The organism is Mesorhizobium sp. BHbdii, from assembly GCF_053848045.1.
The window spans coordinates 2223927-2247597 of the sequence record NZ_JBSPKX010000001.1; the positions used below are offsets into that span (position 1 = coordinate 2223927).

General features: G+C 62.1%; 22 protein-coding genes, 1 tRNA gene and 1 pseudogene. 16 read left to right on the forward strand and 8 right to left on the reverse strand.

Going from position 1 to position 23671, the window contains the following annotated elements; translation table 11 throughout:
* Positions 1-164: 164 nt before the first annotated feature.
* Entirely contained in the window at positions 165-602 is a 438-nt protein-coding gene (locus tag ACWTU8_RS10835) for a hypothetical protein (RefSeq protein ID WP_455848066.1), read from the reverse strand.
* A gap of 11 nt (positions 603-613) precedes the next feature.
* Between ACWTU8_RS10835 and ACWTU8_RS10840 the strand changes: the two genes are divergently transcribed.
* Positions 614-1060, forward strand: a complete 447-nt coding sequence (locus ACWTU8_RS10840; protein WP_246684409.1) for a potassium channel family protein — start codon at positions 614-616, stop codon at positions 1058-1060.
* A gap of 497 nt (positions 1061-1557) precedes the next feature.
* Positions 1558-1643: transfer RNA gene (locus tag ACWTU8_RS10845), tRNA-Leu, on the forward strand.
* A gap of 44 nt (positions 1644-1687) precedes the next feature.
* Here the strand turns inward: ACWTU8_RS10845 and ACWTU8_RS10850 are convergent.
* Complete coding sequence (locus tag ACWTU8_RS10850; protein ID WP_455848067.1) at positions 1688-2266, reverse strand: NUDIX domain-containing protein; 579 nt, start codon at positions 2264-2266, stop codon at positions 1688-1690.
* Positions 2267-2524: 258 nt separating this feature from the next.
* On the opposite strand from ACWTU8_RS10850, the gene ACWTU8_RS10855 reads away from it, so the two are divergent.
* From ACWTU8_RS10855 to ACWTU8_RS10920, 14 genes and pseudogenes are all read left to right on the forward strand, one after another.
* On the forward strand, positions 2525-3628 hold the full coding sequence (locus ACWTU8_RS10855) for an NADH:flavin oxidoreductase/NADH oxidase (protein ID WP_455848068.1): 1104 nt from the start codon (positions 2525-2527) through the stop codon (positions 3626-3628).
* A 130-nt stretch (positions 3629-3758) separates the two neighbouring features.
* Complete coding sequence (locus tag ACWTU8_RS10860; RefSeq protein WP_455838308.1) at positions 3759-4067, forward strand: DUF982 domain-containing protein; 309 nt, start codon at positions 3759-3761, stop codon at positions 4065-4067.
* Positions 4068-4098: 31 nt separating this feature from the next.
* Positions 4099-4338, forward strand: coding sequence for a DUF2188 domain-containing protein (locus ACWTU8_RS10865; protein ID WP_065008174.1), 240 nt, complete (start codon positions 4099-4101; stop codon positions 4336-4338).
* A gap of 292 nt (positions 4339-4630) precedes the next feature.
* On the forward strand, positions 4631-5719 hold the full coding sequence (locus ACWTU8_RS10870; protein WP_455838245.1) for an ABC transporter ATP-binding protein: 1089 nt from the start codon (positions 4631-4633) through the stop codon (positions 5717-5719).
* Between the two features lie 36 nt (positions 5720-5755).
* Positions 5756-7081 (forward strand): ABC transporter substrate-binding protein, encoded by a 1326-nt coding sequence (locus ACWTU8_RS10875; protein WP_455848069.1) that lies wholly within the window; start codon positions 5756-5758, stop codon positions 7079-7081.
* 206 nt (positions 7082-7287) lie between these two features.
* Positions 7288-8139: a carbohydrate ABC transporter permease gene (locus ACWTU8_RS10880; protein ID WP_370463494.1), complete on the forward strand. Its 852-nt coding sequence runs from the start codon at positions 7288-7290 to the stop codon at positions 8137-8139.
* Between the two features lies 1 nt (position 8140).
* Complete coding sequence (locus ACWTU8_RS10885; protein ID WP_029353730.1) at positions 8141-9034, forward strand: carbohydrate ABC transporter permease; 894 nt, start codon at positions 8141-8143, stop codon at positions 9032-9034.
* Positions 9035-9386: 352 nt separating this feature from the next.
* Positions 9387-10130, forward strand: a complete 744-nt coding sequence (locus tag ACWTU8_RS10890) for a competence/damage-inducible protein A (RefSeq protein WP_455848070.1) — start codon at positions 9387-9389, stop codon at positions 10128-10130.
* Between the two features lie 76 nt (positions 10131-10206).
* Entirely contained in the window at positions 10207-11040 is an 834-nt protein-coding gene (locus ACWTU8_RS10895; RefSeq protein WP_455848071.1) for a universal stress protein, read from the forward strand.
* A gap of 146 nt (positions 11041-11186) precedes the next feature.
* The gene (gene gpt / locus ACWTU8_RS10900) at positions 11187-11687 is read left to right on the forward strand and encodes a xanthine phosphoribosyltransferase (protein ID WP_455848072.1); all 501 of its coding nucleotides are present in this window, start codon (positions 11187-11189) and stop codon (positions 11685-11687) included.
* Between the two features lie 216 nt (positions 11688-11903).
* On the forward strand, positions 11904-12392 hold the full coding sequence (locus tag ACWTU8_RS10905) for an NUDIX hydrolase (RefSeq protein ID WP_029353721.1): 489 nt from the start codon (positions 11904-11906) through the stop codon (positions 12390-12392).
* Between the two features lie 713 nt (positions 12393-13105).
* On the forward strand, positions 13106-16885 hold the full coding sequence (locus tag ACWTU8_RS10910; protein WP_455848073.1) for a vitamin B12-dependent ribonucleotide reductase: 3780 nt from the start codon (positions 13106-13108) through the stop codon (positions 16883-16885).
* A gap of 5 nt (positions 16886-16890) precedes the next feature.
* Positions 16891-17091, forward strand: a complete 201-nt coding sequence (locus ACWTU8_RS10915) for a type II toxin-antitoxin system HicA family toxin (protein ID WP_455848074.1) — start codon at positions 16891-16893, stop codon at positions 17089-17091.
* Between the two features lie 3 nt (positions 17092-17094).
* A pseudogene (locus tag ACWTU8_RS10920) lies at positions 17095-17300 on the forward strand (type II toxin-antitoxin system HicB family antitoxin).
* A 175-nt stretch (positions 17301-17475) separates the two neighbouring features.
* Here ACWTU8_RS10920 and ACWTU8_RS10925 read toward each other — a convergent pair.
* From ACWTU8_RS10925 to ACWTU8_RS10950, 6 genes are all read right to left on the reverse strand, one after another.
* Entirely contained in the window at positions 17476-17841 is a 366-nt protein-coding gene (locus ACWTU8_RS10925) for an endonuclease domain-containing protein (RefSeq protein ID WP_455848075.1), read from the reverse strand.
* A 223-nt stretch (positions 17842-18064) separates the two neighbouring features.
* Positions 18065-20263, reverse strand: a complete 2199-nt coding sequence (locus ACWTU8_RS10930; protein ID WP_455848076.1) for an esterase-like activity of phytase family protein — start codon at positions 20261-20263, stop codon at positions 18065-18067.
* A 203-nt stretch (positions 20264-20466) separates the two neighbouring features.
* A complete protein-coding gene (locus ACWTU8_RS10935) occupies positions 20467-21483 on the reverse strand; it encodes a glycoside hydrolase family 25 protein (RefSeq protein ID WP_455848077.1) in 1017 nt (338 codons plus the stop codon).
* Positions 21484-21712: 229 nt separating this feature from the next.
* Positions 21713-21937, reverse strand: coding sequence for a hypothetical protein (locus ACWTU8_RS10940; RefSeq protein WP_029353718.1), 225 nt, complete (start codon positions 21935-21937; stop codon positions 21713-21715).
* 133 nt (positions 21938-22070) lie between these two features.
* A complete protein-coding gene (locus ACWTU8_RS10945) occupies positions 22071-22469 on the reverse strand; it encodes a GFA family protein (protein WP_455848078.1) in 399 nt (132 codons plus the stop codon).
* Between the two features lie 219 nt (positions 22470-22688).
* Positions 22689-23645, reverse strand: a complete 957-nt coding sequence (locus ACWTU8_RS10950; RefSeq protein ID WP_455848079.1) for an alpha/beta fold hydrolase — start codon at positions 23643-23645, stop codon at positions 22689-22691.
* Positions 23646-23671 lie beyond the last annotated feature (26 nt).

The following is a 23671-nucleotide window of genomic DNA, read 5'->3' on the forward strand; positions in this document are numbered from 1 at the left end:
TTTTGCAGCGAGGCAGAAGCGCGATCAGCGGGCTGGCGAAAAGCGCGACGGTGACGTCCGCCTTGCTCTTGTGCCGCAGCTATTGCGCGATTTTGGTTCCGTTGACGCCCGGCAATCATGGACGGCCCAGGGGCGAGCGGTCGAGTTCCGGTTCTCATAGCACACTAGCCCAGCACTAAGCCTGCAATCAAAACGGCAAACCCGATAGAAAGCGGAACCGCCAAAAGCCAGCCAGCCTCCAAAACACTATTTTCCTGCCGATCCATGACAGTCTCCTCTTTGACGCTGCCCCTGATTACGAAAGCTCTGGGGAGCGGATCGGTTCCGACGGATTTTGCCGACGACCCGGAGAGATGGCACCACAGGGCCTCGCGTTCGCCCTCACCATTCGCGTCGGCGGCGATCGCATCCCGTGGCGTCAGGGCGACGAGCTCATGGATGGCACCGTTGATCTCACCGCGCTCCAGACGCTCCACAACGCGCCGCAGGACGATTTTGGAGCGGATGTCGTCGATAGCCTCGATGAAGGCGGCGGGCAGCATCGGGCTCGTACATCGCGACAAGCTGTTCGAACCGCTCGCGCGGTGATAGGCGTTGAGCATCTGAAGCCTACTTGAAGGTACCGCAATTGGTCATCGCGTTCGCCATATCTGCAGGTCTCGCACTGGTAACGGTTCTGATGCACTATGAGGTGCTGAATATCGCCGGAGCGATGAGGCGTCGTTTTTCACTTCCGATGCGGGTTGATCTGCTGCTCTTGGTCATCGCAGCGATCATTGCTCACGTGGTGGGGATCTGTCTTTTCGCGGTCGCCTATGCCTGGATGCACCAGCATCCAGACCTTGGAGCTCTCGCAGGCTTGTTTTCCGGGAGCGCAGCGGATTTCTTCTATTTCTCGATCACCTGTTACACGACCATCGGCTTTGGCGAAGTCTATGCCACTGGGCCGATGCGGATCGTTGCTGCCTTGGAAGGTCTCAACGGACTCGTCCTGATCACTTGGTCAGCATCGTTCGCATACGCATCGACTTCGGATTTGTGGAAGCGGAAGCAAGACTGACGCGTGTGCGTAGTGCTTTGAGCGCCTAAACCTCCACAAACGCAATGAGGGCTCGCACGCGGCCTGGCCGCGGATGGAACTATCAACAATGCCGAGGTCGAGTTCCTTCAAAAATGGCTGGCAGCGAATGCGGAGATCAGCAATCATCCGATCATCCGAACCATGCAGCCCTCCCCCGTTGGGACCCCGCGCAGCTAATCCCAATTGGAGATTAAGGCTGCACACTGGACGGGTTGCGCGTCACCTATGCCGCCGCCATACGGCGCATGGGCAATGACGCCGGGAGGCGCCGACGCGCTGGGGGCCGCTCTACGCGCTTGGGCGAGCACTATACCAGGCATGTCGAGAAAAGAGGTTGGACGCTGCGGCCACGGACCAGAAAAATGGCAAAAACGGCCTCCGGCGAATGAAAAGGGAACGCAGTTTTGCACAACACAATTTTCGGACTGCACAACGCCGATTGACGAAATCGCCTAAGTAGTTGAAACGAAAAGGGCGCGGACGTGGCGGAATTGGTAGACGCAAGGGACTTAAAATCCCTCGATCTCTGATCGTACGGGTTCGATTCCCGTCGTCCGCACCAGGAACACCGGCGCCACCCAGCGGGCGCGTCCAGGTTCCGGCAGATCAAGCCCGGATCGGGTTCAGCTTCAGATGCTGGATCAGGATGATCGTCTTGGCGTCGATGATGCGGCCGTCGGCGATGCCGGCCAGAGCTTCATCGAGCGGCATCTCCAGAACCTCTATGTCTTCGCCTTCTTCCGGCGCGCCGCCGCCGTCCGAGATGCGGTCGGTCGGCGAATAGCGCGCGACGAAGAACCAGAGCCGCTCGGTCACGCTGCCAGGGCTCATAAAGGGCGAAAACAGCCGATCAACGTCCTTCAGGTGGTAGCCGAGCTCCTCTTCCGCCTCCTTGCGGATGCAGGTTTCGGGATCGTGTTCATCGAGCAGGCCGGCGCAGGCCTCGATCAGCGGCTCGCGGTGGCCGGTGACGTAGGCCGCGTAGCGGAACTGCCGAACGAGCAGAACCGTCGAGCGCTCGGGGTCGTAAGGCAGGATCACCGCCCCGTCGCCGCGATCGTAGGTCTGGCGGATCTGCGTCTCCCATTGCCCGTCGCGCCGGCGATAATCGAGGACGGTCTTTTTCAAGACTGCCCAATCATCGGAAAGGACTTCTTCCGAACGGATACGAATGCGGTCTTCCATGGTGAACTCCGTGCTGCCGGCGTGAGGACTACAGCGCCCCGCGTCCTCTTGGACGCGCAAAGGACGCTGTAGCACTTTTGATCTGCGCATGATCCATTCCGAAATCGGAATCGATTTTCGGGGTCATGCGCTAGCTGCGAACCGGCCCGTGCGCAATCCCAACAGCAATTGGTCCAGGGGCGCGCTTCACCGCCTCGTGTATGGCGCAGGCGCAATCCACTGCCTAAATAGCGACAGCCCCTCCCCGGAGTTTTTTTGATGACCACATCCCTTTTCCAGCCGATCACGCTTGACGGCCTCGCCTTTCCCAACCGCATCGCGGTCGCGCCGATGTGCCAGTATTCCGCCGATGACGGTTCGGCCAGCGACTGGCACCTGTACCACTGGATGAACCTGGCGATGTCCGGCGCCGGCATGGTCACCGTCGAGATGACCGACGTCGAGCGGCGCGGCCGCATCTCGCATGGCTGCCTCGGCCTTTACTCCGACGACAACGAGGCAGCCGCCCGGCGCGCGCTGGATGCCGCCAAGCGCGTCGCCGCCCCCGGCACCAAATTCGGCACGCAGCTTGCCCATGCCGGCCGCAAAGCATCTAACCGGAAGCCTTGGGAAGGCGGCGGGCCGCTCGGTGCCGATCAGGATCCCTGGCCGATCGTGTCCGCCTCGGCAATCGCCTACGACACGGGCTGGCAGGTGCCGCGGGCGCTGGAGGATGAGGAGATACTGCACATCATCGAACGCTTCGCCGAGGCGGCAAGGCGGGCCGAGCGGGCCGGCTTCGATTTCATCGAATTGCATGCGGCACACGGCTATCTGATCTTCCAGTTCCTGTCGCCGCTTTCCAACCAGCGCACCGACCGCTGGGGCGGCTCGCTGGAAAACCGCATGCGTTTTGTCGTCGAGATCGCCAAGGCGGTGAGGAACGCAGTGCCCAAGCTGATGCTCGGGGCGCGCCTGTCGGTCAAGGAATGGGTCGATGGCGGCTTCGATGTCGAGGACGCGATCGAAGTGGCCAAGGCGCTGAAGGCAGCGGGCGTCGCCTATCTCTGCTGCTCGAGCGGCGGCAATTCGCCGTTGCAGAAGCTACCGACGGGTCGGGGCTACCAGGTGCATCTGGCGGAAGCCGTGCGCAACGGCGCCGGCATCCCGACGCGGGCCGTCGGCCTGATCGACGACCCGAAGCAGGCCGAGGCGATCGTTGCCGAGGGCCGTGCCGACATGGTGGCTTTGGCCCGCGCCTTCCTCGCCGATCCGCGCTGGGCGTGGCGCGCCGCGGCCACCTTCGGCGAGACGATCCACCCGGCGCCGCAGCTTGCCCGCTCGGTGACGACGATGCAGCACTGGATGAAGGCGGCGGGCTGAGCGGCGCCATTTCCAATGGCTGTGGCCCCTATGACCGCGACGCCAATGATTGCGACCCCAATGATTGAGACCCTTTGGAGGTTTACGCGGACGGACGTGCAACCAAATCGGCCGCTCCGCGTTGGCGGCGATGATGGACAACAAGCCTTTTGAAAAGCCGGTGGTAGTCGAACTTGGTCATGTCGGCAAATACCGTGAGATCCGCAGCACCCAGGAAGCGGCGGAGTGCCTGATGACCGTCTGGCCGCTCAATCGTGGTCCCCGGCATCGCGATGCTCTCGACACTTGCCTAAAAGTGCTGGAGGGTTATCGTTCGACGGCGGATGCGCGCCGCGCATTGGTCGAAGCCGCGAAGGAATCGGACGTGCTGGTTCCCGAGGAGAGATTGTCCGACGGCAGGCTGCCCGAAGGCAAACTGCCCCAAGGCAAACTGCATTGAGCAGACGGAGCTTTTCCCACTGGAGGATTTCATGGCGAAGCTGACCTACAAGATCGTCGAGCATGACGGGGGCTGGGCCTACAAGGTCGGCTCGACATTCTCGGAAACGTTCCCTACCCACGAGGACGCGCTCCGCGCGGCTGAGATCGCTTCGGCCGAACAGCAGGTCGCCGGCACCACGGACGGCATCCAGTACGAGGACGCCGACGGCAAATGGCACGACGAGCTCGCCGACGGCCGGGACCGGCCGCAAACCGAAGTTTCCGATTAGGCTGGTGTCGTATACTGATGACTTCTCGCACCTCCGTTTTCAAGGGCTGGGGCTGGGCGAGTCATTTTCCTGCTAGGATCCCAGACGTGGCGAATTTCAATCCCACTGGGAACAAACACGATCAGGAGCAACGAAGAAGAGTGCTTGCCACGCAGCCGCTTTACAGGGCAGTCTGGTAGCGCTACCGTTTCATCATCGCGCGTGACCAGGGAGGAACTTTGGGAGCTGCCGCGGCCAGTTAGGAAAGCGGTTTCCTTCGAAGACGTCGCAGGAAGCATTCGGGAGGAAATCGATGGCGTCTGTCGCGATTGGCGATGTCTACAAATCATTCGGAACCGTCGAGATTCTCCACGGTGTCAGCGTCGATATAAACGATGGCGAGTTCGTCACGCTGGTCGGGCCGTCGGGCTGCGGAAAATCGACCCTTCTCAGGATGATCGCTGGCCTGGAAAAGATTTCGCGCGGCCAGATCGCGATTGGCGACCGTGTCGTCAACAACGTTGCGCCAAAAGAACGCGACGTCGCCATGGTCTTCCAGAACTACGCGCTCTACCCGCACATGACCGTCGCCGAGAACATGGCGTTCTCGCTCATGCTCAAGGGTGTTTCGAAAGCCGAAAGCGCTGCCAGCGTTAAGCGCGCCGCCGAAATCCTGGGGCTGGTGCCATTGCTGGAGCGCTATCCCCGGCAGCTTTCCGGCGGCCAGCGCCAGCGCGTCGCCATGGGCCGGGCGATCGTGCGCGATCCGGCGGTCTTCCTGTTCGACGAGCCGCTGTCCAACCTTGACGCCAAACTCAGGGTGCAGATGCGCGCCGAGATCAAGGAACTGCATCAGCGCCTGAAGACCACGACGGTCTATGTCACCCATGACCAGATCGAGGCCATGACCATGGCCGACAAGATCGTGGTCATGCATGACGGCCTCGTCGAGCAGATCGGGCCGCCATTGGAACTCTACGACCGGCCGAACAATCTCTTCGTCGCCAGCTTCATCGGCTCGCCCGCCATGAACATGCTGAGGGGCGAAATCGCAACTGATGGCGGCTCATCGTCTTTTCGCGGCTCCGGGGGCATTTCCCTGCCGCTGGCCGCAGTACCTTCGATCGGCAGCGGCGAACAGGTGGTGCTGGGGATACGACCCGAGCATCTGCGGCTGTCCGACGAAGATGGCATTCCGGTCACCGTCGTGGTGGTCGAGCCGACCGGGTCGGAAGTGCAGCTCATCGGCCGGACGGCCGGCGGCGAAGAGATCGTCGCCAATTTCCGGGAGCGCCATTCCTTCACGCCGGGCGAGACCGTACGGCTGACGGCCGAGCCCGGCCTCATCCATCTCTTTCATGGCGAAACCGGGCAGCGCTTCGAAATGCGGACCCGGCAGTAAGAAGCACCGCGAGGAAATAAACAGGAGGAGACGAGCATGAAATTCACCAGACGTGACGTGATCCGCACCACCGCCGGCGTGGCGGCGGGAGCCTTGGGAAGCCGGTTCGTCGGCTCTTCCGCCTTTGCCCAGGAGGGGTTGACATACAAGCCCGAGGACGGCGCGAAGCTGCGGATGCTGCGTTGGTCGCCCTTCGTGCAGGGCGATGAGGATCAATGGCTGGCCAACACCAAGCGGTTCACCGAGGCGACAGGCGTCGAGGTCCGCGTCGACAAGGAAAGCTGGGAGGACATTCGCCCCAAGGCGGCGGTTGCCGCCAATGTCGGCTCCGGTCCAGATCTGATGTTGGTCTGGTTCGACGACCCGCACCAGTACCCTGACAAGTTGCACGACGTGACGGAACTGGGTGAGTATCTCGGCACGAAATACGGCGGCTGGTACGACGGGCCAAAGCAATATGCGACGCGGGAGGGGAAATTCCTCGGCCTGCCTCTGGCCACCATCGGCAATGCCATCGTCTATCGGGAAAGCTGGGTAAAGGAGGCTGGCTTCTCGGAATTTCCGAAGGACACGGCGGGCTTCCTCGAGCTTTGCAAGGCGTTGCAGGCGAAGGGGCATCCGGCCGGCTTCACGCACGGTCATGGCGTCGGCGACGGCAACAACTATGCTCACTGGCTGCTTTGGAGCCATGGCGGCCAGATGGTCGACGAGAGCGGAAAGGTGACCATCAACAGCCCGGAGACGCTCAAGGCGATCGAATACGCGCAGGAACTCTACAAGACCTTCATCCCCGGCACCGAAAGCTGGCTCGACGTGAACAACAACCGCGCCTTCCTGGCCGGCGAACTGGGCGTCATCGCCAACGGCATTTCCGTGTATAACACGGCAAAAACCAACAAGGACAATGATCCGAAACTGGCTGAAATCGCCAAGGACATGCGCACGACCAGCCTGCCGATCGGTCCCGTCGGGAAATCGGTCGAGCTGTTCCAGGTGACCACGGCCGTGATCTTCGACTACACGCCCTACCCCAACGCAGCCAAGGCCTATCTGCAGTTCATGTTCGAGGAACAGCAAATGGCGGAGTGGATTACCTCCTCGGCCGCCTACTGCTGCCAGACACTCAAAGCCTTCGACAACAATCCGGTATGGACGGCCGACCCGAACAATGCCGCTTACGCCAAGGCCTCGGCGACGCTGCGTCCCAACGGCTATGCCGGGCCGCTCGGCTACGCCTCGGCGGCGACCATGGCCGATTATGTCCTGGTCGACATGTTCGCCAAGGCCGTGACGGGCCAGGCCACGCCGCAGGAGGCGATGGAAGAGGCGGAGAAACGCGCCAACCGGTACTATCGCGTTTGATCACAGCCGAGCCGGGCAGCCGCGACCGCGCTGCCCGGTCTGGTTCCTGAAATCGTGTGGCGGCCACTCAGGCCACCATGCCAGCAGACCTTATGAGGAGCCGTCCCATGGCCGTGTCGTCCGCCGCCGTTCAGCCGCGTCCGTCGATCCTGTCGCGGAGCCTGTCGCTCCTGGCCGACAGCCGGAACGCGCTTGGCTTCGGCTTCATGCTGCCGGCGGCAGCGCTGCTGCTGGTCTTCCTCACCTATCCGTTGGGGCTCGGCATCTGGCTCGGCTTCACGGATGCCCGCATCGGCCGCCCCGGTATCTTCATAGGCATCGAAAACTACCAATATCTGTCGGATGATGCCGTCTTCTGGCTCTCCGTATTCAACACCTTGCTCTACACAATAAGCGCCTCGATCCTGAAGTTCGCGCTCGGCCTCTGGCTGGCGCTTATCCTCAATCAGAATCTTCCCTTCAAATCGTTCTTCCGCGCGATCGTCCTGCTGCCGTGGGTGGTGCCGACGGTGCTGTCGGCCATCGCCTTCTGGTGGATATACGATTCGCAGTTCTCCATCCTGTCCTGGGCGCTTATGGAAATGGGCCTAATCGACCATCGCATCAATTTCCTCGGCGACCCGGAGAACGCGCGCGCTTCGGTAATCGCGGCCAATGTCTGGCGCGGCATTCCGTTCGTCGCCATCACGCTGCTGGCCGGCTTGCAGACGATTCCCCAGTCGCTTTACGAGGCCGCCACGCTCGACGGCGCCAGCCGCTGGCAATTGTTCCGTTTTGTGACGTTGCCGCTGCTGACGCCGATCATCGCCATCACCATGACGTTCTCTGTGCTGTTCACCTTCACCGATTTCCAGCTGATCTATGTGCTGACCCGCGGCGGACCGGTCAATGCCACCCATCTGATGGCGACATTGTCCTTTCAGCGCGGCATTTCGGGAGGCCAGCTTGGCGAGGGCGCCGCCATCGCTGTCGCCATGATCCCGTTCCTGCTTGCGGCGATCCTGTTCAGCTATTTCGGCTTGCAACGCCGCAAATGGCAGCAGGGCGGCGGAGACTGACATGGCCACGATCAAAAAAACGAAACGTCCGGAACTCGACGAAGGCGGTATGGGCTACCTTCAGAGCCTGCCGCGGCGCGTGGTGACGGTCTATCTGCCGTTGCTGGTGTTCGTCATCGTGCTGTTGTTCCCGTTCTACTGGATGACGATCACGGCAATTAAGCCCAATCACGAGATGACCGACTACGCCAATTTCAATCCGTTCTGGGTCGTGCATCCGACATTCGAGCACATCCGCTATCTCTTGTTCGACACCTCCTATCCGGGCTGGCTGCTCAACACGATCATCATCTCCACCGCCGCGACGTTCCTGTCGCTGCTGGCTGCGGTGTTCGCGGCCTATGCGATCGAACGGCTGAGGTTTTCCGGGGCGCGGCAGGTCGGGCTCGCGATCTTCCTCGCCTATCTCGTGCCGCCTTCGATCCTGTTCATCCCGCTGTCGGTGATGGTGTTCAACCTTGGGCTTTACGACACGCCCTTCGCGCTCATTCTCACTTACCCGACCTTCCTGGTACCCTTCTGCACATGGCTGCTGATGGGTTACTTCCGCTCCATCCCGTTCGAACTGGAAGAATGCGCGCTCATCGACGGGGCGAGCCGGTGGCAGATCCTCACCAAGATCGTGCTGCCGCTGTCGGTGCCCGGCCTGATTTCCGCCGGCATATTCGCATTCACCCTGTCATGGAACGAATTCATCTATGCCCTGACATTCATCCAGTCGTCCGAAAACAAGACCGTGCCGGTCGGGGTGCTCACGGAGCTTGTCCGTTCCGACGTCTATGAGTGGGGAGCGCTGATGGCCGGTGCCCTGATCGGCTCCCTGCCGGTGGTCGTGCTTTATTCGTTCTTTGTCGAGCACTACGTTTCCTCGATGACCGGTGCGGTGAAGGAATAGCGCCTATGGGCGCCGCACCTTCTCCCTTCTCCCTTGTGGGAGAATGTGGCCTCGCCCACGGGTCTTGCCTCCAGCAAGCCCGAGGACAGCTCCGCGAGGTCGGATGAGGGGTGTCCAGCTTGGTACCGACGGCGTTCCGGCCAGCACCCCTCAACCGTCTTGGCGCTGCGCGCCAATCCACCTTCTCCCACAACAAGGGGAGAAGGAAGAGCCGCACCAGTGCGCACCAGTATCCTGGCGCATTGCCGCCGGCCATTCGCCGCGTTATCTCAGGCGACCCTGTCTGCCTAAGGCGACCTGTCTGCTCGAGGCGACTCTGTCTGCCTAAGGTGATCTTTTGCCGGAGCCTCCCATGCCTGAAATCGTCACCGCCGCCATGCTCGTCATCGGCGATGAGATTCTGTCCGGGCGCACCAAGGACAAGAATATCGGCCACCTCGCCGACATCATGACGGCGATCGGCATCGACCTGAAGGAGGTGCGCATCGTTCCCGACGAGGAAGACGAGATCGTCGCCGCAGTGAATGCCGTGCGTACCCGCTACACCTATGTCTTCACGACCGGCGGCATCGGCCCCACGCATGACGACATCACCGCGGACGCGATCGCCAAGGCCTTCGGCGTGCCCTGCGAATACGACGCCAAGGCCTATGCGATGCTGGAAGCGAGCTACGCCGCGCGCGCCATCGAATACACCGAGGCGCGCAAGCGCATGGCGCGGATGCCGCGTGGCGCCGACCATATCGACAATCCAGTGTCCATCGCGCCCGGCTTTCGCATCGGCAACGTCCATGTCATGGCCGGCGTGCCGTCGATTTTCCAGGCGATGCTCGACAATGTGGTGCCGACGCTGAAGGCCGGCACCAGAATGCTGTCGGCCACGGTGCACTGTCCGTTCGGCGAAGGGCTGGTCGGCGGACCGCTCGGCGATATCCAGAAGGCGCATCCGGATACGATCATCGGGTCCTACCCGAAATATGGCGACGGCAAGTTCTGGACCGAGCTGGTCGTCCGTGCCCGCAGCCAGGAAGCGCTGGACGCCGCCCACGCCGATGTCGAGGCGATGGTCGCAGGCCTCGCCAGCGCGGCCACCTGATCCAGGCCGGAACCAAGCATGGTGCTGTAACGTTTCATGCGGGCGAGTTTCGATCGCCGTAAATTGAGGGGTTATCATGCGATTCAAAACCATCGTCGCCATACTGCAGAACGAACAGGACGCGGAGCGCGTGCTCGAATGCGCCATTCCGCTTGCCGACAGGTTCCAGAGCCATCTCATCGGCATTCATGCCGAAGCGCTTCCCGTCCCCTACACCTCGGCCACCGGCTTTCCCGACACCGAGTTCCTGCAGGTTTCGGCCGACATGAACAAGGAGCGTGCTGAAAAATTGCGGGCGGTTTTCCTCCGGCATCTCGAGGATTCCGACCTGTCGTTCGAGTGGCGTAGCCTCGAGAGCTTTTCCGGAGACAGCGCGCTGACCGGTATCCCAACCGTTCGCACCGCAGACCTCATCATCGCCGCGCAGCGGGAGTCGGGCGGCGATCCGAGCGCCGATGTCGACACGCTGGTCTACGACGCCGGCCGGCCGGTGCTGGTCGTGCCGCATTCGGGCCCGCTCGTGACCAGCTTCAAGCATGTGCTGCTCGCCTGGAACGGCAGCAAGGAAGCCGCGCGCGCCGCCTTCGATGCCCTGCCCTTCATCATCGATGCCGAGAAGACTGATATTGTCGTCATTGACCCGCCGGATACGCTCGACGAGGCTCCAGAGGCGGCCGGCGCCGAAATCGCCGCTGCCCTGTCCAGGCATGGCGCCACTGTCAGCGTCTCGGTGCTGCAATCGGGCGGCCACTCGGTCGACGACGTGATCCAGACCAGGGTTGCCGAAACCGGCGCCGACCTGCTCGTGCTCGGCGCCTACAGCCATTCCTGGCTGCGCCAGCTTCTGTTCGGCGGGGTCACGCGCACGGTGCTGCGCACGTTGCCGGTGGCAGCTTTCCTGTCACGGTAAATCCACAAGGGTAACTCCACAGGGGCGAGTCCACAGGGATCGCCTGCCGCCGCCCTTGCCAAGGCCAAGGCTTTCCAGTTAATTCCGCGCGCATTCCTTCAAGTGTTTGCGCGCGGTTTTTCGCGCGCTGCGGAGTGCATGCAAAAATGTCCCTTCCGGAAAAGGCCTTTCCCGTCTCCTGGGATCAGTTCCACCGCGACGCGCGTGCGCTTGCCTGGCGACTTGCCGGCGCCAATAAAGGCCAGTGGAAGGCGATCGTCTGCATCACGCGCGGCGGCTTGGTTCCGGCCGCCATCATCTCGCGTGAACTCGGCATCCGGGTCATCGAGACGGTTTGCGTCGCCTCCTATCACGACTACGCCAGCCAGGGGCAGCTGCAGGTGCTGAAGGAGGTCACGCCGGTACTGCTCGCCGATGACGGCGCCGGCGTGCTGATCATCGACGACCTCACCGATACCGGCAAGACCGCGGGCATCGTGCGCGCCATGATGCCCAAGGCGCATTTCGCCACCGTCTACGCCAAGCCGAAAGGGAGGCCGCTGGTCGACACCTTCGTCACCGAGGTCAGCCAGGACACCTGGATCTATTTTCCGTGGGACATGGGCTTCACCTACCAGAAGCCGATCGCCGACGATCACGTCGGCTGATTCGCGGCAACTGTTTTTCTCCCGGAACATGCCGGCGAGCATTGCTTGCCGGCGAGCACTTCTTGAAAGAGTGCCGCGGCGCACGATATTTCCTGAATGGACGCCTGTTGGTGTGGTTAACCACTCCGTATGAGGTTTTTTACTTTTATTGCTCATGATTAGCCGTAAGATTCGCGAGACGGCAGATGATTCTGGAGGCTGGGGCAAGCTTCTCCGATGTTGACGAGGCCAGCAACGCACAACCATTTGGCCGAAAGGGTTCAGCGGCTCTTCGGCACAGCGCCGTGCCGCCTGCAGGTTGCAGCATTGCCCTGGCGCGATACCGGGCATGGCGTCGAGATCATGCTGATCACCAGCCGCGATACCGGTCGCTGGGTGCTTCCCAAGGGCTGGCCTGAGGCCAAGGAACTGCTTTGCGAAGCGGCGGCGCGCGAGGCTGGCGAGGAAGCCGGACTGCGCGGCACGATCTCCCACCATGAAGCCGGCCGCTACTTCTATGCCAAGGCATTGGCTTCCGGCGAGGAAGTGCCTTGCGAAGTTCTAGTATTTCCGCTGCAGGTCGACAAGATCGCCGACCGGTGGAAGGAAAAGCGGTCGCGCATCCGCAAGTGGGTCAGCCCCGCCGAGGCCGTGCGCATGGTCAACGAGCCGGACCTTGGTCAGATCATCGCCTATTTCTGCGCTGACCCGCACCAGTTCTCCTGAGCAAGACTAGGCGCACCGGCCAAAGCTGCGCACCTGTCGCATCACCGGCGATGCTCTTTGGGCGAAGAGAATCGATTTGACCACCACAGCTTGGGCGTGCGTTGTCATCACGGTCTAGGCCCTGGACGTGGGTCAAATCGAAATCCTCCGCGCCACTTCTATCCCCGTTATCCACATATGTGACACACAAGATGTTGGGGTCACAAAAGCTACGCAAACGAATCCTTGACGGCGCAAAACGAGTCGCCTTTTATGGGGCATGCGCTCCTGTTGAGAGTGCGACCGGAAAGTTCTGAGCCCGGTCTTTTTCCCGGACTATGTGCGTTTTGGCCGCATTTCCGCCTGTCTATGAGGCCGGCGGATGCGTTGGGGCTGTGGGGTCTTTGGGGGACGAAAGGGAAAAATGTCAGACTGGAATAAATTGTCTGTTAACACTATATTTAGCGTTTGCAGGTAGGTTCGACGCTAGATAGTGTGAAGATCCCCTCGATTGAGGGAGTCGCAAAAAAGTTTCAGTTTTGAGGGACCCGCAGGGTTCGTCGGCGCGTTGGACGACTACTTCGTAAGGAGTTCGGCCAGCAGGGCGGGCGGAGCCTGTGAAAGGGAGCCGGCCGTTTTCTAACGCTGGCAGACGGCGGACATGCGCGTTTCGCCAAGGGGGCAGAAATCCCCTGGGAAAAGCGCTATATATAGACAAGCAAGGGATAGGACCAATGCGCATCGAGCGTCGTTTCACCAAGCAAGGGCAGTCGGCTTATGCGGAGATCGAATTCCGCAAGGCGCTTTCGGAGATCAAGAATCCGGATGGCTCGGTGGTGTTCCGCTTGGACAATATCGATGTGCCGGCGCAGTTCAGCCAGGTTGCCGCCGACATCCTAGCGCAGAAGTATTTCCGCAAGGCCGGCGTGCCGGCTCGGCTGAAGAAGGTCGAGGAGAATGACGTCCCTTCCTTCCTGTGGCGCTCCGTCGCCGACGAGGCCGAACTGGCAAAGCTGCCCGAGTCCGAGCGCTACGGCTCCGAGATCGACGCCCGCCAGGTCTTCGACCGCCTCGCCGGTACCTGGACCTATTGGGGCTGGAAGGGCGGCTACTTCAAGTCGGAGCAAGATGCGCGCGCCTTCCGCGACGAACTCGCCTATATGCTGGCCACCCAGCGCGTCGCGCCGAACTCGCCGCAATGGTTCAACACCGGCCTGCACTGGGCCTACGGCATCGACGGCCCGAGCCAAGGCCACTTCTATGTCGACCCGTTCACCGGCAAGCTGACCAAGTCCAAATCTTCCTACGAGCATCCGCAGCCGCATGCCTGCTTCATCCAGGGCGTGCAGGACGATCTCGTCAACGAAGGCGGCATCATGGACCTGTGGGTGCGTGAAGCGCGCCTGTTCAAATACGGCTCCGGCACCGGCTCCAACTTCTCGTTCCTGCGCGGCGAAGGCGAAAAGCTGTCCGGCGGCGGCCGTTCGTCGGGCCTGATGAGCTTCCTGAAGATCGGCGACCGCGCAGCGGGCGCCATCAAGTCGGGCGGCACGACGCGCCGCGCCGCAAAGATGGTCATCGTCGACGCCGACCATCCCGATATCGAGGAGTTCATCGACTGGAAGGTCAATGAGGAGCAGAAGGTCGCCTCGCTGGTCACAGGCTCCAAGATCGTGAAGAAGCACCTCGAAGCGATCATGAAGGCCTGCATCAATTGCGAAGGCCAGGACGACGATTGCTTCGACCCGGCGATCAACACCGCGCTGAAGCGCGAGATCAAGGCGGCCAAGAAAGACGGGGTGCCGGAGAACTATATCTACCGCGTCATCCAGTTCGCCAAGCAGGGCTACACCTCGATGTCGTTCAAGACCTACGACACCGACTGGGATTCGGATGCCTACCTCACCGTTTCGGGCCAGAACTCCAACAATTCGGTCTCGCTGAAGGACGATTTCCTGCGCGCCGTCGAAGAGGATGCCGACTGGCACCTCACCGCCCGCAAGGACGGCAAGGTGCTGAAGACGCTGAAGGCCAGGGATCTGTGGGAAAAGATCGGCTATGCCGCCTGGGCATCGGCCGATCCGGGCCTGCACTTCAATACGACGATGAACGACTGGCACACCTGCGCCGCGGCCGGTGCGATCCGGGCGTCCAATCCCTGCTCGGAATACATGTTCCTCGACGACACGGCCTGCAACCTGGCCTCGATCAACCTGCTGCCCTACCGCAACGCCGACGGCACCATCGACATATCAGCCTACGAGCACACGGTTCGGCTGTGGACCATGGTGCTTGAAATTTCCGTGATGATGGCACAGTTCCCGTCGAAGGAGATCGCCAAGCTTTCCTACGAATACCGCACGCTCGGCCTCGGCTACGCCAATATTGGCGGCCTGCTGATGACCTCGGGCATTCCCTATGATTCCGACGAGGGCCGCGCCATCTGCGCAGCACTCACCGCTGTTATGACCGGCACGGCCTATGCCACCTCGGCCGAAATGGCCGCCGAGCTCGGCGCATTCCCCGATTACGACCGCAATGCGCAGAACATGCTGCGCGTCATGCGCAACCATCGCCGCGCTGCCTATGGGGACAAAGACGGCTACGAGAAACTCGCCGTCAACCCGGTGCCGCTGGTCGCCTCCGACCTGAAGCAGCCTGAGCTTGCCGCCCATGCCAAGGCTGCCTGGGACCGCGCCATCGAGCTCGGCGAGGAGCATGGCTACCGCAATGCGCAGACGACCGTAATCGCGCCGACCGGCACGATCGGCCTGGTGATGGATTGCGACACCACCGGCATCGAGCCCGACTTCGCGCTGGTCAAGTTCAAGAAGCTGGCCGGCGGCGGCTATTTCAAGATCATCAACCGCGCCGTTCCGGAAGCACTGCGTACGCTGGGCTATTCGGAAAGCCAGATCGCCGAGATCGAGGCCTATGCGGTCGGCCACGGCAATCTGAACCAGGCGCCAGCCGTCAACCCCGGCTCGCTCAAGGCCAAGGGTTTTACGGACGACAAGATCGCGGCACTCAATGCGGCATTGAAGTCGGCGTTCGACATCAAGTTCGTCTTCAACCAGTGGACGCTGGGTGCGGACTGGGTGAAGGAGACCTTTGGCTTCACCGACGAGCAGCTCAACGATTTCTCGTTCGAGATGCTGCCGGCCCTTGGCTTCTCGAAGAAGGACATCGAGGCCGCCAACATCCACGTCTGCGGTGCGATGACGCTGGAAGGCGCGCCGTTCCTCAAGGCCGAACACCTGCCCGTGTTCGACTGCGCCAGCCCGTGCGGCAAGATCGGCAAGCGTTCGCTGTCGATCAACAGTCACATCCAGATGATGGCGGCGGCCCAGCCCTTCATCTCCGGCGCCATTTCCAAGACCATCAACATGCCGAACGACGCGACGGTGGAAGACGCCAAGGGCGCCTACATGCTGTCGTGGAAGCTGGCGCTGAAGGCCAACGCGCTCTACCGCGACGGCTCGAAGCTCTCCCAGCCGCTCAATGCCTCGCTGCTTGCCGAGGTCGAAGACGACGAGGACGAGGCGATCGAGCAGCTGATCGCGGCACCCGCCTCGCAGCGCGCCGTGCAGGTGACCGAAAAGATCGTTGAGCGCGTCATCGAACGCCTCTACCGCGACCGCGAGAAACTGCCGAACCGCCGCAAGGGCTATACCCAGAAAGCGGTTGTCGGCGGCCACAAGGTCTATCTGCGCACCGGCGAGTTCGACGACGGTCGCCTCGGCGAGATCTTCATCGACATGCACAAGGAAGGTGCTGCCTTCCGGGCGATGATGAACAACTTCGCCATCGCCATCTCGCTCGGCCTGCAATATGGCGTGCCGCTCGAGGAATATGTCGAAGCCTTCACCTTCACCAAGTTCGAGCCGGCCGGCATGGTGCAGGGCAATGACGCGATCAAGAACGCGACGTCGATCCTCGACTATGTGTTCCGCGAGCTTGCCGTTTCCTATCTTGCGCGCCACGATCTCGCCCATGTCGACCAGTCGGATTTCGACAAGACAGCGCTCGGGCGCGGCATCAACGAAGGCAAGGCGACGCCGTTCTCGAAGGGGCTCACCCGCGGCGCCTCGCCGGTCAAGCTGGTGTCGGGTATGGGCGCCGAGCCCAAGGGGTTCGGGGGTTCGGGCTCGTCCGGAACCCCTGTCCGCTCTGCCCCGACGGCGTTCTCAGGTTCCAACGTGCTGGCGCTGAAGCCGGCCAGCGACGAAGCGATCGCCTACAAGCGCGATTATGAGGAGCGGGCCAGGGAACTGGTCGAAGACATCGTCTACGAGGAAGCCGCAGACGAGGCTTCGGGGGCTTCGGCGCTGTTCACCGACGCCGCCGCGCAGGAGGCCGCCGAGGCAAAGGCGCTTGCCGCGACACGTCGCCAGCAATCGCTGATGCAAGGCTACACCGGTAACGAATGCTCGGAATGCCACAACTTCACCATGGTGCGGAACGGGACATGTGAAAAGTGCGACACCTGTGGAGCTACGAGCGGGTGTAGCTGAGATAGATGCCACCTCGGCTTACGGTCCGCGAAGTCATTCGCCTGCTGGAAACCGACGGCTGGTATCTGGTTGCAACCAAAGGCAGCCATCGCCAACATAAGCATAAAATCAAAGCCGGCCGCGTCACCGTGGCCGGCAAGCCGTCTGAAGAGGTTGCACCGGGAACACCTAATAGCACCCTCAAGCAGTCCGGTTTAAAGGAGTGACGATTGCGTTACGCGGTGGTGATCGAAAAGGCCGGCAATAATCTTTCCGCTTACGTGCCGGATCTACCCGGCTGCGTCGCGACCGGCGCGACGGTGCCTGAGGTGGAAACCGAAATTCGCGACGCTGTACGCTTTCATATCGAAGGCTTGCGTGCCGATGGGCTGGATGTGCCCAAAGGTGTCAGCTGGCGGAATACATAGACGCGTAAAAGCCGCGCCTTCCCTTCTCCCCTTGTTGTGGGAGAAGGTGGCCGAGCGAAGCTCGGTCGGATGAGGGGTGTTCCAGCTTGGCACGGACGGCGATCCTTCCAACACCCCTCTTCCGTCTCGGCGCTACGCGCCGATCCACCTTCTCCCACAAGGGGAGAAGGCGAGACCGCGCTATTACCACGGTGGCAAACTCTCATCGCGGACATAAGCGATGATGGTGTCGCAGACGGCGTTCAAATCTCGCACGTCGTCGTTCCAGAAGCGCAGCACGCGAAAGCCCCTCGCCTTCAATTCGGCGTCTCGTTCCCGATCGTAGTTCGAGTCCGCATGCTGGCTGCCGTCGATCTCGACGATCAGCCTGGCCTCGGCGCAAACGAAATCGGCAATGAATTTGCCGACAGGAACCTGACGCCGGAATTTGATGCGATCGAGCCTGCGTCCGCGCAATTCCTGCCACAGACGGTCCTCCGCCTCTGTTGGCTCACGGCGCATTGAGCGAGCGAAACGACGTTTGGTCGGAGCGACAGGCTGATGCGGCATCGGGCGAGATTACCCAACCTCAGCACTCCGTCCAACACCATCGTCACAGCGCGGAATGCCACGCCTTCCCTTCTCCCCCTTGTGGGAGAAGGTGGATCGACGCGCAGCGCCAAGACGGTTGAGGGGTGTTGGACGGAGTGCCGTCCGTGCCAAGCTGGAACACCCCTCATCCGTCGACTTTGGCGACACCTTCTCCCACAGGGAGAGAAGGGAAGAACTGCCCTCAGTTCACGGCGCTGATGTTGCCCAGGCGCAGAAACAGCGTTTCGCCGGAAGAATCGTCGACGCCGTCATTGTCGGTGGCGACGAAGATGTCGCCGTTCTTGTCGATGGTGAAACCTTCGACCTTGTCGATGATATAGCCGTTGGTGGCCGATTTCAGGTCGCCGATGATGTCGCGCACCAGCGTCTTTTCGACCAGCGGCAGTTCGCCACCGAGCTTGGCCGGTTTGAAAGCGTCGAGCGCCACCGAATAGACGCGCTTTACCTTGGCCAGGTCGCCGATCTGGTTGTCGCGTTCGAGGATGTAGAGCTTGCCGTCATGCGCAGTGATCTCCGACAGCCCCATCCAGCCAGCCTCGGTCGCTTCGAGCGGATAGCGCACCGCCGACCATTCCTTGGCCTTCGGCTTGTAGGCCAAAAGCTTGACCTGGCCCTTCGCATCGTCGGCCCATTCACGCTGCATGGCCATCACCAGCGTCAGGTCGTCGCCCTCGCCGATGGTGGTGATGCCTTCGAGACCGAAGCGGGTCTGGTGGGCGAGCAGGTCCATCGGGAAGCCGATTTCCTGCTTGATCTCGCCCTTGTCGTCGACGCGCAGGATGGCGTGCGGGACGAGCTTTGCCGGATCGCCTTCATTGGCCAGCCAGAAGCCGCCTTCACCATCGGCGACGATGCCTTCGATGTCGAGCTTCTGTGCAGGATGGCCGCCACGCGTGACAATGGTCTTGCCGGTGATCAGCGCCGGCGTCTGCGTGGCATCGATCTCGAAGATCGAGGGCGCGTTGGCGTAGAACGAGTCCGAGGCCGCGAAGAGCCTGCCGGCAGTGTCGCCGGCCGCGAGCGCCGAAAGCGCACCCCAGCCGAGCGGCGTGCCGTCTGCCGTGAGCTTTGCCGTGATCGTCGGGTAAGTGGCGGGACCCTCGGAGCGCTCGTAGATCATCACGTGCGAGCGGGCGAGCCCGTCCTCGACCAGGTCGGCCTCGTTGGCGGTGACCAGGAGATTGCGCGACGGGATCGCGACCAGGCCTTCCGGACCGATGCCGGACGGCAGGATCTGGACAAACTGAGGCTCAGCACCCGTGTCTTTGTAGACGCCGACAACGGAGCCACGCTCCGAAGCGACGAAAATCAGTCTGTCTTCGCCGAAGGCGCCGGTATCGAGACCTTCCGGCTCAACGCCCTTCTTGTTGCGGGCGTCGGGATAATGGCCGGCATTCGCGACCTGGTACTCGAAGGACGGACCGGATTCGTAGAGAACCTCGCCCTTCTTGCTGAAGATCGTGAAGCCGCGCGAGCCGCCCTTGTAGTCGCCTTCGTTGGCGACGACGAGACGGTCATTGTCGAGCCATTTCACGGCGTCGGGTTCGCGCGCGACGTCTTCCATTTTGCCATCGAAAGAGAAGGCGCCGTTCTTCTTGGTGTCGATCTTGTCCAGCGTGACGGAGCCGGCCGAGAAGTGCGTGACGATCGCGCCGGTTTCGGCGTTGACGATGGCGACGTGGTTGTTTTCCTGGAGCGTGACCGCTATTTCGCCGACCTCGTTGAAGGCGACGAATTCCGGCTCCGGATCTTCCGCCGCAACTTCGGCAATGCCCGCCAGGTTGACGCTCTTCATCGTCGCGCAATCAGGCTGGCCGTCGGTCATCGTGAAAATCTTGAGGTCGCCCGCCGGCATCTGCGGAATTTCTCCGTCGTTCAGCTCCTCGTCGCGCTCGTTCTCGATGGCGATGGCCAGGAACTTGCCGTCCTTGCTGAACGCCAGCGAGTCCGGCTGGCCGCCGAGGTCGCAGGTGCCTTCGATCGCCTTGGAGGCAAGGTCGATGACGGTGAGGTTGCCCGAAGGCTTGGCTTTGCTCTTCGACGTGTTGACGCCGGCCAGCACCTTGCCGCCAATGACCACGACCGACGTCGGCTCGCCCTCGATCTTGACGATGCCGCCGGCCTTGGGCGCCTTGGGGTCGGTGATGTCGATGAAGCCGACGGCGCCGAGCGGGCTGTCGGAATAGACCAGCGTCATGCCGTCTTCGGTCGCCGTGATGATCTCGGACGAAGTCGGCGTGGTCTGCTCGACGTCCGCCGGGAGGTTTCCGGCGACGGCGAAGCTCGCGACCCGGTTGAACATCATGTCGGCATGGGCCGGCAGCGAAACGGAGGCAGCAAGCGCTGCCGTCAGGACGAAAAGCGCGGAATGGCGGGGCACGGGTGGCGTCTCCTGTTCGAATGGAAGCCACCTGCTTTGGGGGAACGACATTTCAAAGCGATGACGGATCCATGACAGTTCTGAGACAGGCGGTCAGGTCCGTCGATATTCATCTCATGCGGGCCTTCAAATGGCGGCTTTCTGCGGCCGCGATCAGCACCCCGCAGGCGCCAGCAGCAAGAAGTTCCCCCGGAAGGAAGTCCCTACTCCGCCTCGGCCACCATCTGCCGCCCGCCAACCCAGTTCCGCCAGGCTCTCTCGTCGCCGTGGAACACGTTGAGGTCGATACGGCCCCTCACCCCGTGCGACAGGCCGGAGCCGGAATACTGCCAGAACACCCATTTGCGGCCGGGATAGACCTTTGACGGGTGCTGTGCCACCGCGCGCAGCCAGAACGGATAGTCGGGGAAAGCGCCTCTGAGATTGTCGCGGTAGAAATCGGGCGCCGTGTAGATGATGGGCCGCTGGCCGTAGTGGCGCTCGAGCTTGTCCATGAACACCTGCATCTTCTCCAGCACCTTTTGCCGCGACGGCCGCCGCTTGCAGCTGGATTCGCCGTTCCACTCGACATCGATCACCGGCGGCAAGGCGCCCTCGACCCTCGGCACGTTGCGGATGAACCAGTCGGCCTGCTCGCCTGCCGTACGGCACCAGTAGAAGAAATGGTAGGCGCCGCGCTTGAGGCCGGCCGCGTCGGCGTTGCGCCAGTTCTTCATGAACATCGGATCAAGATGATCGCCGCCATCGGTCGCCTTGATGTAGGCGAAGTTCGCGCCCTGCGCGCGCAGCTTTGCCCAGTTCACGTTGCCCTGCCAGCGTGAAACGTCGACGCCGTGAACGGCGAGGTGTCTGGGCGAGGCCTTGCCGAAATTGATCGGCTTGGCGTCACGAAAACGGTAGCGCTGGACCGGCTCGGCGAGGATCGATGCTGCCCGTGCCAGCCGCTTCGGCGCAACCAGGGCAATCGGCTCGACGGGTGGTTCGATGCTGTCGGCAGGGCCTGGAGTGGCCATCGCCACAGTCTGCTCCGTCGCCTCTTCCTGCGCAAAGTCGGGTGCGGCATCGGCCGCACCGACCGACGCCACCGGCGCGGGCGGCCGCACAACGGAGCTGGTCGTCTCGCTGGACGGGACTTGCAGCGCGTCGACGCCGGACGTGGATGTGCAGCCGGCAAGGCAAAGTGACGCGATCGAGAAGATGACGACGCCTGATAACTGCATCTGGACCTGTACGCAGAACACAACAGACCGAGGGCAAGACAACGCCGCCGGACAACCGATCCAGATTACTAACGAGAAATTGCCAACAAAGTTTGAATCAAATTGTTAGGACGAGAGCTGGGCAAACAGAATACATGGCGCCCACTTTATCACCGTAGCGGTGAGAGCTTGGAAACGCCGGCAGGACGGAGACGGCGCGAAGGATCGCCGACGCCTGCAGGCCCGCTGCCTAGCCGCACAGCCATAACTTGTGGCAGCTCTCGGCTACCATGTGAGCGGGCGGTATGAAGCGGTCGGTGACGGGGCGATCGTTGACGACCGGTGCATCATCCCGGCGAACCTTTTCTTCAAGCAGCGAGCGAAGCTCGGCCGGCTGTACGCGGTCACGCTCCATCACGAGCTTGACCATCGGATCGCTCAAAAGCTCATCCAGGGTATTGATTCTGTCTTTCATCCGTCGCCTCCTCGACTGCCGACCCGCACGTAATAGATAGGCGGCAATGATGGCTCGCCAATGACGCTTTGCCGGCTATCTCGTGTCCCGGATGAAAAAATTGGGCACGCTTCGCGCTCAGTTCGCCTGTGCTTCAGTTCGGGGGTGGCGCGCCTTTATATTGCGGCAGGCCGTCGTCAAGCTGCACCCAGGGCTGCTTCGAGGCGGTCCACATATGCATCTGCGGCTTGAATATCGAAGGAGCGTCGAGCGAGCCTGAGGTCACGCCGATGATGCCGGCGGAGTCGCGCCGGGAAAACATCGTCGTGCCGCAGCCCGGGCAGAAGCCGCGCTTGAGATCGGGCGAGGAATTCACCGTCGCCACCGGCCCGTCGATGGTCACGTCGTCGATGCGGAACAGCACGCGTGCGTTGAAGGCCGCGCCCAGCGCCTTCTGGCAGAGCCGGCAATGGCAGACCCGCTCGTTGATCGGCGAGGCATCGGTGCGGTAACGCACCGCGCCGCACAGGCAGCCACCCTGATATTTCGCCATTACCTGCGCCCCTCTTCTGAAGACTGTCGGCAAGGTAGCTGCCGGCACAGCAGCGTCAATTGAAAAGCCTTGATAGGGCCATCTATGGCTGTGATGCGGGAGATGCCATTGGCCCCGAGGACGTGTGCCGGGATTGCCAATGCTTATCGCCGGCTTCAGAGGGACAAGCCTGTCCAGCCATCTCGCGGGAGATGGGCCGGACAGGCCGTTGTCAGGTGGTTATTCCGCCTCGCTGATGACCTCGTCCCAGGTCTTGACCTTGGTCTCGCCATTGAGGAAGGGCAGAGTGACTGCTGTCAGTTCCGGCGCGAAGAACACGTCGTAATGGGTGCGGTTCGGCAGGATGGCCAGCCGGTTCTGCGAAAGGTTCTCGCGCATCCAGCCGGCATCCTTCAGTCCGCCGCCGAGCATCTGATAGAATTTGATCTCATGCTCGGGCCGGTACATGTCGCTGTCGCCAAAAACCAGCATGACCGGCATCTTCAGCTTGGGTACGTCGGCGGAGTAGTCGTAGTCCTTGCGCATATGGGCGCCCAGTTGATCGAGCAGCTTCGGAAAGTCCTGCGGATGCGGCGCGACCGCCACGTAGGACTTGTACATCGGCGTGTCTTTCATCATGTCGGCCATCGCCGCGCCGACCTGCGCCTGCTGGGTGCGCATGTCGGCATAGAAGCCGTCCGCGGCATAGCCCGCCGACACCAGGACCAGCCGGCGCACTGCCTCGGGATGCTGGACGGCCATACGGAAGGCGACACCGCCGCCCAGCGAATAACCCATGACATCGACCTGCTCGTAGCCGAGCGCCTTGATGATCGCCGCCATGTCGTCACCCATCGCCTCCAGGCTCAACGGCCGGTCGCCGAGCGCAGTGCGGCCGTGGCCGTGCAGGTCCACGCCGATGACGGTGCGGTTCTCGGCAAGCCTCGGCAGGATCGGCGCGAACATGTCGGTGGTGCCGAGCCCACCATGCAGGAGAAGCAGCGGCTCGCCCTGGCCATAGACGGCGTAATAGTAATTCAGGCCGTTGATTGGCAGCAGGCCGGATTTCGCCGGCTTCGGCATTGCTTTCAGTTCGGAGGTCATGGCGGGCTTTGCCTCCTCGGCCTTGGTGGCGCCCGGCGCAGCGAAGAGCGCTGCAGCCGAGGCGAAAATGGCGAAAAACATCGCTCTGGACATGTCGGTCTCCTTCCGTCCCGCAGATA

Bases quoted from the DNA above. Each gene is read 5' to 3' on its own strand.
- ACWTU8_RS10870 (WP_455838245.1), top strand. From the start codon at position 4,631: ATGGCGTCTGTCGCGATTGGCGATGTCTACAAATCATTCGGAACCGTC.
- ACWTU8_RS10895 (WP_455848071.1), top strand. From the start codon at position 10,207: ATGCGATTCAAAACCATCGTCGCCATACTGCAGAACGAACAGGACGCG.
- ACWTU8_RS10855 (WP_455848068.1), top strand. From the start codon at position 2,525: ATGACCACATCCCTTTTCCAGCCGATCACGCTTGACGGCCTCGCCTTT.
- ACWTU8_RS10875 (WP_455848069.1), top strand. From the start codon at position 5,756: ATGAAATTCACCAGACGTGACGTGATCCGCACCACCGCCGGCGTGGCG.
- ACWTU8_RS10950 (WP_455848079.1), bottom strand. From the start codon at position 23,645: ATGTCCAGAGCGATGTTTTTCGCCATTTTCGCCTCGGCTGCAGCGCTC.
- ACWTU8_RS10935 (WP_455848077.1), bottom strand. From the start codon at position 21,483: ATGCAGTTATCAGGCGTCGTCATCTTCTCGATCGCGTCACTTTGCCTT.
- ACWTU8_RS10925 (WP_455848075.1), bottom strand. From the start codon at position 17,841: ATGCCGCATCAGCCTGTCGCTCCGACCAAACGTCGTTTCGCTCGCTCA.
- ACWTU8_RS10865 (WP_065008174.1), top strand. From the start codon at position 4,099: ATGGCGAAGCTGACCTACAAGATCGTCGAGCATGACGGGGGCTGGGCC.
- ACWTU8_RS10940 (WP_029353718.1), bottom strand. From the start codon at position 21,937: ATGAAAGACAGAATCAATACCCTGGATGAGCTTTTGAGCGATCCGATG.
- ACWTU8_RS10880 (WP_370463494.1), top strand. From the start codon at position 7,288: ATGCTGCCGGCGGCAGCGCTGCTGCTGGTCTTCCTCACCTATCCGTTG.
- ACWTU8_RS10915 (WP_455848074.1), top strand. From the start codon at position 16,891: ATGCCACCTCGGCTTACGGTCCGCGAAGTCATTCGCCTGCTGGAAACC.
- ACWTU8_RS10910 (WP_455848073.1), top strand. From the start codon at position 13,106: ATGCGCATCGAGCGTCGTTTCACCAAGCAAGGGCAGTCGGCTTATGCG.
- ACWTU8_RS10905 (WP_029353721.1), top strand. From the start codon at position 11,904: ATGTTGACGAGGCCAGCAACGCACAACCATTTGGCCGAAAGGGTTCAG.
- ACWTU8_RS10945 (WP_455848078.1), bottom strand. From the start codon at position 22,469: ATGGCGAAATATCAGGGTGGCTGCCTGTGCGGCGCGGTGCGTTACCGC.
- ACWTU8_RS10860 (WP_455838308.1), top strand. From the start codon at position 3,759: ATGATGGACAACAAGCCTTTTGAAAAGCCGGTGGTAGTCGAACTTGGT.
- ACWTU8_RS10885 (WP_029353730.1), top strand. From the start codon at position 8,141: ATGGCCACGATCAAAAAAACGAAACGTCCGGAACTCGACGAAGGCGGT.
- ACWTU8_RS10890 (WP_455848070.1), top strand. From the start codon at position 9,387: ATGCCTGAAATCGTCACCGCCGCCATGCTCGTCATCGGCGATGAGATT.
- ACWTU8_RS10850 (WP_455848067.1), bottom strand. From the start codon at position 2,266: ATGGAAGACCGCATTCGTATCCGTTCGGAAGAAGTCCTTTCCGATGAT.
- ACWTU8_RS10835 (WP_455848066.1), bottom strand. From the start codon at position 602: ATGCTCAACGCCTATCACCGCGCGAGCGGTTCGAACAGCTTGTCGCGA.
- gpt (WP_455848072.1), top strand. From the start codon at position 11,187: ATGTCCCTTCCGGAAAAGGCCTTTCCCGTCTCCTGGGATCAGTTCCAC.